The organism is Candidatus Tisiphia endosymbiont of Ditula angustiorana, assembly GCF_964026425.1.
In the GTDB taxonomy this organism is placed as follows: Bacteria; Pseudomonadota; Alphaproteobacteria; order Rickettsiales; family Rickettsiaceae; genus Tisiphia.
Genome location: NZ_OZ032143.1, coordinates 1,304,773 through 1,317,670, shown reverse-complemented (window position 1 = coordinate 1,317,670; position 12,898 = coordinate 1,304,773). Strand labels below are relative to the sequence as shown.

Below are 12,898 nucleotides of genomic sequence, written 5' to 3'. Positions count from 1 at the left end.
TCTCATTGTCTTATTTGATATATAACAAGTTGCCATCTTTAAGTACTTTCTGATTAGTTTCTTGTTGCAACTTTATTTTATGAACCTTATTAGCTTTAATGTCAGGTTTGTCCAAGTGTCTAGCATAGCAATTTTTTCCTTGACACTTTGCCCTTTCCTTTAATTCTACTTCGACAATTTCTCCGCTATTAATTTTTTGATCAACTATGCTCAAAGGCACACAATTAAAACCACTTGCGTCTTTGCAGCTAAAAGATGAACCATATCCACCACAGGCAGATAAACTAAATACTGTAATAATCAGTAAAATATTTGATATTCCTTGCATTACTGTTCTCCGTATTGTTTATTTGTTGGTTTTTTGGTTCTTTCCTTGGCTATCTTTTTATGGGTGGTTAATTCTCCGACAAAAAAGCCTTTCATGAAGACAACATCTACCTTTACTCCACTAGGTATAGTAAGAACAGGCGACATGTTCTCTGCCATTCTTAAGTAATAGTCAGCTATTTTCTCAGCAGCATTCGATGTTCCTGAGAGAATACCATCTGTTACCATATCCTTAAAACCTTTCTTTGGGCTAGCAATTGCTCCAAGGCCGGTGATAGTCATACTATCTAGACCTTTACTACTTTGGCTAAGCCCGCTAATAACTCCACCTATTAGGGCATTTTTTATATGCTTACTGCTCGTAGCTACTACTTTCCCCTTAATGCCATTCATACCATCTGGCCCATGCACTATTCCAGCTATGTTACTGGCAGTTACTAACTCTGTGATTGGATCAATACAAACCATTTTCTCCAAGCGGATAATTACTCTTTCGCTGGATAAGTCACCATAACTACTACCTAAAATACGGCAGGTAGTAATATCAAGATTAAAGTTCTTGGGTAAGTTGCCTCTTTCTGTTAGTCTAATTACTATTGGAGTAGCATGTTCATCTGGGGTATTTAATGCAGTAGATACTGCAAGACCACCAAGTAAATAGCCACTAACATAAGAAGTTTCAGGGATATAAATCTTAGTATCTTTTGGTTTATCAAATTCTATTTCACCATTTAAGTCTATAACACCAATATTTACATCACTGCCAAAATCCTTACCTTTTGTATTTTGCTCTGCTTCTTGGTGAATTTGACGCATTCTTTTTAATTCTTCTGTGCTACTGATCAGCTCATTTTTAGCAAAATTTAGTTGAATCTGCATTTTAGTTAGTTCTAATTTTATCTCTTCTTGTAGTTTTTGTTCTTTTTCTCTAAAGTTTGTTTCTGCTAACTGTAAGCGTTCATCAAATTTACGCCTATTGTCGTTTAACAAATCTTCAAAGTGGTTGTGCCACATTTTCTCCGGGTCTAACGCTTCACTTGCTACTTCTAATTTAGGTTTAGTATTATCATTAATAATTGCTTTGTGCTTAATTTTTCCTTGCATTATGTTGATTAGAACAAGTACTGTAATGATGCTACCACCCAAAAGCAGTAACAAGAAATTATGCTGTTTACGTCTAATATCCTTATTATTAGTTGTATCTAACGACTGTTTTTGACTATCAGCTATAAACGAACTAGCCACTGGAACTTTATCTGAAACCTTGAGCTGCATATTCTCTACTATTTTGCTCTTCCCTAATAAAAAAGAGAGTCTTTCTTTAAGCTTTGCAAATATTGTCATATCAGTCCCTATCTTGCTCCTTTGCTACTATCCAAACAAACCCTTTAGCTTTAGGAAGAAGTATGGTTTTGTCGATAGTGGTAGCTAAACAAAAATCAAATAGATTACTAAAATCTGCTTCTTTAAGATGAACTAAGTCTTGGGCTTTTCTGTTGATTACTACTAGTCTTGCTCCAATAAGCTTACCAAAACGGTAAATCCTATCTTGCTCTATGGAAAGTCCTATGTTACATAAGCGGTCAATTTTTCTTTTTACCTGAGTAACGTAATATTTACCTTCCTTGTCAGCAATCATGTTCCTTATCATTCCAGCAATTTCTTGTTCTTGGGTGTTTACTGAGCATTTATTGTTAACAGCTGAATTATTTAGGAAACCATTGGATGGCTTATTATAAAAACTATCCATGGAAATCTTGATAATTTGCCCTTCCATATCTTCCACTTTAAGTATTAAATCAGCAACATTCCCAGAAAAGTTGACTAAGGCTAGCTCCAAAGTCTGAGCAACTGGAATTTTCGGTAATAAAAATATGTTTTGTGCCTTGCTATCCGCTATTATTTTATACTTGCTTTCATCACCAATAATTTGTGCTATGCCTATTTTGCCAAACTCTATTCTATTAACGTTACTTGCACTTATTTTAGCCTTGATTTTATTGCCAGCTATATATTCAAATTCTTGTGCTGCAAGTGCTGCATTACTCGTTAGTATCATGGCAATTATTAGTATTATTTTGATCATTATTTATTCTCTTATTTTTCTTATCCTTTATTTTTTATCTTTATCATTTTCTTTGTTATGTTGTGCCGTTTCTTGACCTTCTTTGATTCTTACAAATTCTTTAAGTCTTAGCTGTCTACCTGCCCATTCATAAGATAATTGATAAGAAGCAGGACTAACCTCAAAGCCCTTATCGCCAAACCTTGAGGTTAGCATGCCAGCGGCTATTACCTGCAAATTCTTACTATCAACTTCCAAGCTTTTGATGGAAAAGTAGGTTGATAAGGCAAATTTTTTGTACTTCTCTTTGCTATCTGCAAAATAACTTTGAATATTTCTCATATAGGTAGTATCACTTTGAGAAATATATTTAAATATGATACCTGCTTTGTAATCTATTATTTCTGGATTTAAATCTAGTAATAATGGTAGGTACATTAAACTTGTTTCTTCCAAATATCCTTTGGAGACTCCATTATTACTAATCCATACTTCTTGGCTAAGACTTGGCATCAATATTACTTTCTCATTGTTTGTCAATAATTTAACTGATAGTCCTAAAGCAGTTAGGCAAAGCAGCAACGTCAGTATTAAAAACAAATTTCGCTGTCTTGCTACTTGCTCGATGTTACCTATTGCTATTATCTTTTCCATTTTTATCTCTGCTTATTCATATCTATTTACATTTAAATTAGTATTACTACATAAGCAACCTTACATGAGACTCTGGTAAATTAGCTGATATAATCAGCCTAGTCAGTGGTAGATGCCAATAGAGCCAACGCTGGATTATTCCAAGCCACCATTGATGCATAAACCAACCACCTATAGCAAAACCAATAGCACCACCAGTAAAAGACCATAGCACGCCTTTAAAACATAAAATGATTAACCCAAAGCTAATGCCCCCTATTATTGAACCAATAGATATGTTCCAAAATCTAACGTGTTTGTTTAAGCAATTATTAAATCGTACTCTTTCCATAATTGAATCTCACAAGTAAAAAACAATATTGTCACAATTTACACTTGATTTAAGTCATAGCAGCAAGTATGCCCATACAAACAGCACTGCTACCTATAAAAACTGTACCGCCACGAAATACCCGAACACGACCATCACCTTCAGACATAATGGCTGTGGTAATACCACCAATACCAGCTCCATAAACCCAGTAATCTGCGGCAAATTTTACCAGTGGTTCAGTTACACCTTTACCAAATTTACCTAAATCTACTGCTAAACTTTCTGATGTAATAAGGGTAAGTAAAATGCCAATTATTCCATAACTAAGATATAAGAAACTCTTATTCCAGTTGTCATCTAGACAATTTTGTTTGCTAGTTATTTTCTTTGAATCGACCATAATTCTCCTCTTTTGTTATTTTTTGTTACTTTCTCTGTAGTAAACGGTGTAACTAAACATTAAGTAATAAATTATGTGATCCTTTTAAAAATAAATAGGGGGCATTTTCCCCCATTATTTTTGAAGACTACATACTTAGAAAACAATACCCTTCAATTGCCAAGTATTGGTGTTTGATGTTGTCGTATTTTTAAAGATAATAGACCTCTTTCAAAACTAGACTTTAAGGAAGAGAGGTGTTATAAGTATCTGATTTGGAGTAATAATGAAATTCGATCAGGTTAAAGATTTGGAGGATGAACAGTTTCGTCGATTAACAGGAGTAAAGAAGGTGACATTCTCAAGGATGGTGGATATTTTGAGGCAAAGAGACAATTTGACTAAACTCTTAATAAAAAATAAATAAATTGTATTAATTCTCCTCTAATATTTTGATAGCTAATGTGTATAGTTCTTGTTCTATCCATTCTACCCTAGCTAGTTTTGCCAACGGTATAAAGTTCTTTAAAGTATCAAAAGCGATTCTTTTCTGTTTTTCTTTTGACTTAATGTAATGAAGAGTTTGCATATTATGTAACCTATCAGCAAGCTTGATATACCATGCATCTATATCTTCTGACTCACGTAATTTCTGCAAGGCATGTTCTCCTTCAATTTTTACTTTTTTTATTGCAATATCATCAAGCTTCGTCAGTTTGTTAACTAATTCTGCTATTTTTGTGCCAAATGAAAACCGTATCTGACTAATAGTAAGTTCTGTATCTTCTACAATATCATGCAATAAGGACGCTGCTATTATTTCAGTTTTACATGAAATTCCGGATGCTATTAATGCAACCTGTATTGGATGATGATAAAATGATTCGCCAGAGTGTCGTTTCTGATCTGCCTGGTGTTTGATAACGTATTTTAATGCCAGTTTTACAACAGGAACATCTATTATGGTACTGTGCCTTTTACTACATGCTTTAATTTTATCTAAGAACTCCTTTTTCAAAGATTCTTGTAGTTGCTGGCTATGAGACTCATGTAACGAATGTAGCAGGATAATGACTTTTTTACCGGTCATAAACGACTCCCTATTGAATGTTTACTCTGAAGCTTGCTTAGTCTATTAGCGACGAAGCAAGCCAATCTAATGAATAATGGATTGCCACGACCACTACGTGGTCTCGCAATGACGAGTTATAGACGCAGACGTCATTGCGAGGAGCTACTTTTAGTAGCAACTAAGCAATCCAGAAAAATGATTAGATTTGGATTGCTTCGTAGTGCTTACGCACTTCTCGCAATGACGATATCATTCTTGATCATGTAATGCCCCTGCTATTGATACTTCTTCTGTAGTTTCAGAGAAACAATAATATGCTGGTTCAACAAAATTACTCCAGTATTTTACTCCGGCTGTTCCAGAGTCTTGGATAGTTTGATAATAGGAATGACCTGATAACTCCTCAACAAAATAAGCAAATGCTTTACCTCTGGACATCATCTCATCACATAATATTTCTCTACCTTCTACCCCTAATTTATGTTGGATGATTTCTAGTAAACATTCTTTGGCTACATTTTGTATTTGAGATGATATTGATATTTTTTCCGTTAGTTTAATTGAGTCCTGATCTCCCAACTCGGCTCCTATGCTCAGAGTTAAATCAGCAAGGAACTCATCTTTAACAGTACCATAACCTTTTCTTAAATATTCTGACAAATATGAAGCAACCTCTTGTTTCCCTGCCACTAAATGTAAATATAAATCCCAAGCGGTGTTTTTTTGGCTATTATTAAATATTTCCTGGAATTCTGGAAGTTCAATATTTTTAACTGTCTCCAACATAGACATGTCTGAGTCATAATTTTTTAAAACTTTGTCAAAATCAATCTGATATTCTTTACTTAAATAGTTGTGAATTTGTTCTTGAACATGCATTGATGTATCAGACTTAAGTACTCTACTATATAAAAATTGCTTGCCTGGCATAGTTACCTCCCTTTAGTGTTATTTAATTGTAGTTTTGATCTATTTAATGGTGGTGGTGTATTAGATGGAGAATATCTACTCATAAATCTTCCTATCATACGATCTACTTTTTTAGTTGTCTCAGTTTCCATTTTTAAAGACTCATCTCTTTCTTTGCTTTTTAGTAGCGGTTTACTGGTGTTAATTGACTCTTGTGCTTCTAGCTTTAGTTTTACAAAAATATTCAATTTTTCTTTATCAGGATTAGATTCTGGTAATGCATCAGCCGATAGTTGTATTTTCTTCAGTTTTTCATAAAAAGATTTATCAGCTGCTTCTATCTTGGTCATTACTTTGTCTACATCTTTCTCTCCTTGTCGTCGTATTTTATCAAGTTCAGCTAATTGTTTCTCTACCGGAGTTAAGCCTAATTTCTTATACCCCCCACATATTTTTACAAGGTTCTCTAACTCTTCTAATGCCGTACTACTTGCATCTGCTGTTTTTTCTTTGTGATATACTACTGCATGAGTATCATAATGTCTTGCTACTGACTTAGCTGCTAGATCAGGACATAGCTCAGCAACTTTGTATAATGCTTTTCTTTCTTTTTCTCGCGAGCTAGTTAATGGTTGTAATTCATTTAAGATTGCTTGATATTTGCTAATTGCCTGCTCAGGAGACATGTCATGGATATACTGAGAATCTTCTGACATTTTTTCAAATAATTGTCGATTAGCAACATTATCACTCTTTTCTGTTAACTGCATTTCCTGTGATATTGATTCTGCTTGTCGTTTTGCTAACTCATGATGCTCTGTTGTTTTCTTTAATGTTTCTTCGGCTAATGTTTGTCTATCATGATGATATGTCTTTTTTTCTTCTTGCGTTGACAAATCACTATTTACAATATTAGCAGTAACTATCATATCCTGAGCAGTAGTGATATTTTGAGAGAGGTCGATTTCTTGTCCCTTATTTTTCTCCAAAGCTAGCATCATTCCTCGATATTTACCTTGGGTTACTGGCAAACTATAGACATGTCCTAGATGTTCTATATAGCCTATTGCCTCATCTCCTTCACCATTAAATCTTACTGGCTTTGGACTACTGATCTCTGACAATTTACCTTGACTATCATAATGAGCAGTAAAATATACTGCTCGGTCTAAGGCAATATTTCGACCATTTTCATCTTTTACAGCTAATGACAAATGCATAGGACCGCTTTTATTTACCAATTCTGTTGGTAGGTCTATGGTTCGATAGTTATTGATTTGCTTAAGAGTGCCATCTGACAAAGAGACTAGAGTATTAATTTTATGAGTTGTTTCCTTGATAGTAGCTAACTCATTACCTGAATCATTTCTTACTATTTGGCTTCTGATATTGGTTTGCCTATCACCATCTTGCCAATTTATTGTATGGAATCGATCAGCAAAATTATGGTGAATTTTCTTATAACCTGCTATCTCTGTTCTTTCTAGCTCAGCTTTAACTTTACTATTTAGAAATGCTTGATTAATTATTGCACTATTATTAACATTTCTGAGATATTTGACAAATTCCTGATCGTCATGGTAATGTACTGTTACATCAAGATTCGCAGCGATATAATCTTTTAAGATATTCCGCTGTTTTTTCAGGATTTCTTGCCTTATGGCTTCAGTGATAGGATCTAATTCTTCTTTTTTACCAAAGAAGCTGCTACTACTGACTGAATTAGCTAAAACAACTAAGTCTTGTGCTTCTTCTATTTGTTCTATAACCTCATTACTATCCCCTTGAGGAATATTAGTGGGTTGTGGGTTATCTTTCATAATCCTACTCTACTATTTTGTGTTAGAAACAATTTAACATTTGGTATAGCAAACTGTCGTCATTGCGAGACCACGTAGTGACCGAAGCAATCCATAAAGTAATTAGAAATTGCTTCGTCGTAGCAATGTTACTTCCTCGCAATGACGCATGTATACTGTCATTGCGAGGAGCTACTTTAGTAGCTACGAAGCAATCCAAAGCTTCTCGCAATAACATCGGTATGGCTAGTACTTACGTTATAAAGCTGCAAAAATAATAGAATTTGACTAGTGGAAGAAATTTGTGTATGATCATAGTTACACCTCAATAATGGTTGTAATTTAATAGCAGTGCTATTGGATTAATTTTGCTAGTAAGTACTTTAAAGCCTCGAAACCTTGGAGTACTTACTAGTTTATAACCTAAATGTAACATTCAAGTTTTAGCTTTATTAATAAGCTAAACACTTGAGCGTTACACTGGCTTTTTTAGTTTGAGACTTATAGCTAACCCGATTAGCATTAATCCGTCATTGCGAGGAGTGCATAAGCACGACGAAGCAATTTAATTTTTCTAGATTGTTTCGTCGCTACTAAAGTAGCTTCTCGCAATGACGCCAATTTATATGGCTAAATACTAGTCGGACAGCTAAACCAAAATGTGTATTTTGGTTCTAAAAAACTAGTCAATAGTTACTGACCTATTTTTTTTGGTCTCATACTATTTTTGGGAGTTTAATATAATTATTTTGGGGTGTCAAATAAATTATGTCCTCAGGACATAATTATTATTTAAATAGCACTTTTTATATTAGAAAATGGCTCTTGTTTATAAAATACAAGAATTTTTAAAGAGAAAATTCGACGAATTAAATTTAAAAAGAACGGATTTTGCTAAAAACAGCGGCATTTCCTATCCTACTGTAATTGATATAACAAAAGGGTATAAACTAAATCCTGATATAAGTACTATACTTAAAATTGCCAATTATTTTAGATGCTCACTTGATGAAGTTATAGGTAGAAATGACTATACTATTTTACCTAACACAAGAAATTTGGCATTTCATGAAATTACTTCAGAAGAGATAATAACTAATATAAGAAGATTTCTAGAAAACAAAGTAACGAAACAAAATCTAAATTTATATAAACTAAGTATAGATATAGGCTTTAGTATTAAACCTTTACATAGGTTCGTTAATGTTAATAGGGAACAAAAAACTTTTAATAGCCAAATCGCAGTAGCCCTAGCAGATTATTTTCAAATATCACTAGATGAAATGGTTGGCAGAATTAAGCCTACTACCTCTGATAATAATGAACCTTCTCAACAAAACTCCAATAGTGATACTGAGGTGAAGTAATAATAAACTGAAAACCCAAAATGTCATTGCGAGACCACGCAGTGGTCGTGGCAATCCATTATTCATTAGATGGGGTTGCTTTGTCGCTACTAAAGTATCTTCTCGCAATGACGGTGTGTTGCAAACCGACTCCTCATAATGACGGAGTAATGTTAGTCGTATTAGCTATAAAAACATTATATTGACTTTATACAAGTATATATTTAAAATCTAAGGTGGGATTACTGTAAAGTAATTCTGGAGGTTCGAAAGCCTCTATCTAACGGCGGTATGCATCAACCGTAAAAATGATGCTTCTCGATCTTTTTTGGTCGGGGGGATGGTAGAGTCTGGCTTAAGTGTTTACATTTAAGCTAGACGGTTACCATAGCTGTCTGTTAGCAGTCTTTCGAACCCCCGATCACCAATCTAGACTCATTTCTTCTAAAAATCTTGTCTTTGGTGGTCAAAAACTTACAGTTTATTGACATTCAGGGGAAGATTATATGCATTTAAGTTGGGATTGGGATACAACCATTTTTGCTATTTTTTTAGTTTTTAACTTAGCAGTAGGTTTATTTTATAGTCGTGGTATAAAAAATATTAACGAATATGCTATAGGAAACCGCAATTTCTCCACCAGCACTATAACTGCTACAATTATTGCCACTTGTATAGGGGGCGGTTTCTTTTCTGAGGCAGTTAGTGAATCGTATAAACAAGGTTTATATTTTATCATTCCAGCAATTGGTGAACCTTTGGCTCTCATAATTGTTGGTTACTTATTAGCTCCACGTATGGCAGAGTTTTTGGGTAATCTTTCCATAGCTGAAGCTATGGGTACTCTATATGGTAAAAAAGTTCAATTGGTTACAGCTATAGTAGGTATTTTCCTTTGCACCGGAATAGTTGCATTGCAATTTAAGGTTTCAGCTACCATGCTGCAACTTTTCTTTAATCTTTCTAGTTTTTATGCTGTTTTGGCAAGTGCTGTTATAGTAATATTATATTCGGCTTTTGGTGGTATAAAGGCTGTTACTTTTACAGATATAATACAATTCTTTACTTTTGGCACTATCATTCCTGTAATTACTTTAATGATTTGGGGAACTCTGCATGATCCTCATAAAGTTTTTGTAACAATTAATGAGAATCCTTTATTTGATTATAGGCAGCTATTTAATTTTAACTCTAAGTCTATAAGCTCCTTTTTGCTGTTATTATTTTTTCTAATCCCAGGTTTTCAACCGGTTTTTTTTCAAAGATTGGCAATGGCTAAGAATATCACACAAGTTAGACAGTCTTTTATAACAGCAGGTTTAATATGTCTTGTAATATTAGTAATAATAATGTGGGTTGGAATATTATTACTGGCAGACAATCCTAATCTTAACCCTAATAACTTGTTAGCCCATATTATAGAGAATTACAGCTATTCAGGATTAAGAGGACTTACTGCTATAGGTATTATAGCGATAATCATGTCTACGGCAGACTCATACATTAATTCTGCAGCTATATTATTCACTAATGATATTTTAAAATTATTAGATTTTAAGGTTATAGCTAATCCTACTAACATTACTCCATCATTACGAGAAGCCACTTTGGTGGCAACGAAGCAATCTAATGAATGTGGATTGCCACTACACTCACGTGGTCTCGCAATGACGCTGGGGATGCTTCGACGTAATAGTAATGATTTGGTTATATTACGTATTATTGCTGTTTTTGTTGGTATTTCTGCTATTTTCCTAGCTTTTAAAGCAAATAGTATACTTGCTTTACTGTTAATAGCATTAGATTTCTATATGCCTGTAGTTTCAGTACCTTTCCTCTTGGCAATTCTAGGCTTTCGTAGTAGTAGTAAAGCAGTATTAATGGGAATGTTTGCTGGATTTATTACAGCAGTTAGTTTTAAAGTCCTAAATGTAAAAATGGAGCCTATAGTACCAGCTATGGCAGCTAATTTGTTAACTTTGATGTTTAGCCATTACTTTTTTAAACAAGCTGGTGGTTGGATTGGGGTAAAAGACACAAGCCCCATCATCGCTCTTAGACTTGAACGTAAAAGAAAATTTAGGAAAATTATTAGTGCAATCAAACAATTTAATCTGATAAATTTTTGTAAAGGTAATCTACCAAAAAATGAAATTACTTATTTTCTATTTGGCTTCTTTGTAATAGTTTCCACTTATTCATCATTATTTACTATCCCAGAATATTATAGCACAAAATATGCTAATATTTATCACTTCATTCACCATTCAGTATTAATAATAGCTACCGGATTTGTAACTTATTCGATATGGCCTCCTAGATTTAAAAACGAGATATTTATCGCATTAGTTTGGAATTTAGGTATTTTATATCTGTTGATTTGTGTTGGAAGTATGTTGGTTATGATTAGCGAATTTCATCAACTACAATTAATGATATTTATTATTAACTTGTTAGTTACGGGAATATTGCTTAGGTGGCAGATAGCTTTATTTATCACAATTTTTGGCACATTTACATCATTACAATTTTTTAAATGTTGTATGGGTAAATATTATTTAACTAGTAATTTTGGTAATATACAATTCCAAATAATTTACCTTTTATTACTATTTAGTAGTGTACTAATAGCATTTCTGAAACCAAAACAAAAATATGAAGAATTGTCTGAGACCATGAAGAGTGTATGGGAAACAAAATCAAGAAAACTAACGCATGATTTGATAAAAATAGCACAACATGAAGAAGAGTTTTTTAATAGAATAGAAGCTCAAGAACAACAGCAACTTCATAGCTTGCAACTCCAATTTAAAGCATTATGTACAAAACTACAAAAAACAGCTAATAAAGACCAAATTTCTCGGATTACTGAAGAATTATATGAAGTAGCAAAACGAATAGAGGCTTGGGCTTTATATCTTTCGACTATTACTCACAGAGTAAGACGTCAAGTGCATATTAAGCCTACTAAAATTAACATTATGGATTTAGTAAATGAAGTAGTAGTAGAATGTGAAAAATTATCTGATCAACCATTACGGTTTGTTAGCCAATATGCAATAAAATATCATAATATAATATGCGATCCAAAGAAACTGAAGGCAGTAATAAAAAGCCTGTTGATTCATGCTATCAACAATAATGTTGATAGTAATCTAGTGAGTATTTTTCTAGAGGATGATGTTCTAGATTTTAAGGTAAATATCTCGGAAACTACTAAAAGTAAAAAATCAATTGAAGCAGTAAGACTAACAATAAAAAATCAAGGAGATCACCTTACGAAGCAACAACTTAAATTAATTTTCACTCCAACTTTTAGGGAAACTAATGAACTAACTTTTTTTGAGTGTTCTAATATTATAGATGCTCACTATGGGAATTTTAAGGTCGATAATAACCAAGATAAAGGTATAAATTATAATATCACTATTCCTGCTAATATTAAGGAGATTCGACCTAAAGTAATGGATTTGCCTGATATAAGGATTGAGAACTTTGAAAAGATTACAGAAATATTTTTACAGGAACAAAAGGACGATAGATTAAATATAGCACAAAAATTACTGCAAGCAGGGGTTGACTTTGATATTATTGAGCAAGCTACCTTACTTAAAAAGGAAGAAATTACCAATATTAAGGTTACTTGAGAACTGTTACTAGAGTCACTATAACTGCTTCGGTATTTTTATTATAGTAAAACTTATAAAATTAGGTGATATAAATAGAAGAAAAATATCAGTAATTTTTAGGAAATTATGTTATATTCTTGTCACCTAATATTATAGGTTTTACTATAGAAAACAATAGTCTTCAACTGCCAAGTATTGGTGTTTGATATTGTCGTATTTTTTAAGATAATATTTTTCCTAGTGTCTCTATTCTACCGCTGATCTATTAAATTTCGCAAAAAAATACCCTAGGCAAAAATTTTCTCTAGACTCTGTCAATTAGTGGGATTAAATGTGGTGTGGATACTACGCAGGGTGGTGGTCGAGTAGCCCAAGGTTTGCACTTCAGGCTCTCACAGAACCTTA

11 protein-coding genes and 1 pseudogene are annotated in these 12,898 nt (G+C 33.2%); 3 read left to right on the top strand and 9 right to left on the bottom strand.

The features are described 5' to 3' along the window. Positions 1-10 precede the first annotated feature (10 nt). The 6 genes from AAGD29_RS06205 to AAGD29_RS06180 form a co-directional block, all read right to left on the bottom strand. On the bottom strand, positions 11-328 hold the full coding sequence (locus AAGD29_RS06205; protein ID WP_341757483.1) for a hypothetical protein: 318 nt from the start codon (positions 326-328) through the stop codon (positions 11-13). Continuing rightward, the gene (locus tag AAGD29_RS06200; protein WP_341757482.1) at positions 328-1,671 is read right to left on the bottom strand and encodes a TraB/VirB10 family protein; all 1,344 of its coding nucleotides are present in this window, start codon (positions 1,669-1,671) and stop codon (positions 328-330) included. The genes AAGD29_RS06205 and AAGD29_RS06200 overlap by 1 nt, the downstream gene beginning before the upstream one ends. 1 nt (position 1,672) lies before the next feature. Continuing rightward, positions 1,673-2,413 (bottom strand): type-F conjugative transfer system secretin TraK, encoded by a 741-nt coding sequence (locus tag AAGD29_RS06195; RefSeq protein WP_341757481.1) that lies wholly within the window; start codon positions 2,411-2,413, stop codon positions 1,673-1,675. A gap of 27 nt (positions 2,414-2,440) precedes the next feature. Then, positions 2,441-3,046 carry a TraE/TraK family type IV conjugative transfer system protein gene (locus AAGD29_RS06190; RefSeq protein WP_341757480.1) on the bottom strand — a complete coding sequence of 202 codons (606 nt, stop codon included), beginning with the start codon at positions 3,044-3,046 and terminating at the stop codon, positions 2,441-2,443. A 46-nt stretch (positions 3,047-3,092) separates the two neighbouring features. Continuing rightward, the gene (locus AAGD29_RS06185; RefSeq protein WP_341757479.1) at positions 3,093-3,260 is read right to left on the bottom strand and encodes a hypothetical protein; all 168 of its coding nucleotides are present in this window, start codon (positions 3,258-3,260) and stop codon (positions 3,093-3,095) included. Positions 3,261-3,426: 166 nt separating this feature from the next. After that, positions 3,427-3,759, bottom strand: coding sequence for a hypothetical protein (locus tag AAGD29_RS06180; RefSeq protein WP_341757478.1), 333 nt, complete (start codon positions 3,757-3,759; stop codon positions 3,427-3,429). A 265-nt stretch (positions 3,760-4,024) separates the two neighbouring features. Here AAGD29_RS06180 and AAGD29_RS06175 point away from each other — a divergent pair. Next, a pseudogene (locus AAGD29_RS06175) lies at positions 4,025-4,144 on the top strand (IS5/IS1182 family transposase); the annotation flags it as partial. A 27-nt stretch (positions 4,145-4,171) separates the two neighbouring features. On the opposite strand, the gene AAGD29_RS06170 reads toward AAGD29_RS06175, so the two are convergent. The 3 genes from AAGD29_RS06170 to AAGD29_RS06160 form a co-directional block, all read right to left on the bottom strand. Next, positions 4,172-4,828 carry an HD domain-containing protein gene (locus tag AAGD29_RS06170; protein ID WP_341757477.1) on the bottom strand — a complete coding sequence of 219 codons (657 nt, stop codon included), beginning with the start codon at positions 4,826-4,828 and terminating at the stop codon, positions 4,172-4,174. A 231-nt stretch (positions 4,829-5,059) separates the two neighbouring features. After that, complete coding sequence (locus AAGD29_RS06165) at positions 5,060-5,740, bottom strand: hypothetical protein (protein WP_341757476.1); 681 nt, start codon at positions 5,738-5,740, stop codon at positions 5,060-5,062. Positions 5,741-5,742: 2 nt separating this feature from the next. Next, positions 5,743-7,539 carry a Sca4 family protein gene (locus AAGD29_RS06160; protein ID WP_341757475.1) on the bottom strand — a complete coding sequence of 599 codons (1,797 nt, stop codon included), beginning with the start codon at positions 7,537-7,539 and terminating at the stop codon, positions 5,743-5,745. 797 nt (positions 7,540-8,336) lie between these two features. Between AAGD29_RS06160 and AAGD29_RS06155 the strand changes: the two genes are divergently transcribed. Next, positions 8,337-8,885, top strand: coding sequence for a helix-turn-helix transcriptional regulator (locus AAGD29_RS06155; RefSeq protein WP_341757474.1), 549 nt, complete (start codon positions 8,337-8,339; stop codon positions 8,883-8,885). Between the two features lie 485 nt (positions 8,886-9,370). Then, a complete protein-coding gene (locus AAGD29_RS06150) occupies positions 9,371-12,511 on the top strand; it encodes a sodium:solute symporter family transporter (protein WP_341757473.1) in 3,141 nt (1,046 codons plus the stop codon). Positions 12,512-12,898 lie beyond the last annotated feature (387 nt).

Excerpts from the sequence above, each read along its gene's own strand:
- AAGD29_RS06205 (WP_341757483.1), bottom strand. The coding sequence starts at position 328 with ATGCAAGGAATATCAAATATTTTACTGATTATTACAGTATTTAGTTTA.
- AAGD29_RS06200 (WP_341757482.1), bottom strand. The coding sequence starts at position 1,671 with ATGACAATATTTGCAAAGCTTAAAGAAAGACTCTCTTTTTTATTAGGG.
- AAGD29_RS06195 (WP_341757481.1), bottom strand. The coding sequence starts at position 2,413 with ATGATCAAAATAATACTAATAATTGCCATGATACTAACGAGTAATGCA.
- AAGD29_RS06190 (WP_341757480.1), bottom strand. The coding sequence starts at position 3,046 with ATGGAAAAGATAATAGCAATAGGTAACATCGAGCAAGTAGCAAGACAG.
- AAGD29_RS06180 (WP_341757478.1), bottom strand. The coding sequence starts at position 3,759 with ATGGTCGATTCAAAGAAAATAACTAGCAAACAAAATTGTCTAGATGAC.
- AAGD29_RS06170 (WP_341757477.1), bottom strand. The coding sequence starts at position 4,828 with ATGACCGGTAAAAAAGTCATTATCCTGCTACATTCGTTACATGAGTCT.
- AAGD29_RS06165 (WP_341757476.1), bottom strand. The coding sequence starts at position 5,740 with ATGCCAGGCAAGCAATTTTTATATAGTAGAGTACTTAAGTCTGATACA.
- AAGD29_RS06160 (WP_341757475.1), bottom strand. The coding sequence starts at position 7,539 with ATGAAAGATAACCCACAACCCACTAATATTCCTCAAGGGGATAGTAAT.
- AAGD29_RS06155 (WP_341757474.1), top strand. The coding sequence starts at position 8,337 with ATGGCTCTTGTTTATAAAATACAAGAATTTTTAAAGAGAAAATTCGAC.
- AAGD29_RS06150 (WP_341757473.1), top strand. The coding sequence starts at position 9,371 with ATGCATTTAAGTTGGGATTGGGATACAACCATTTTTGCTATTTTTTTA.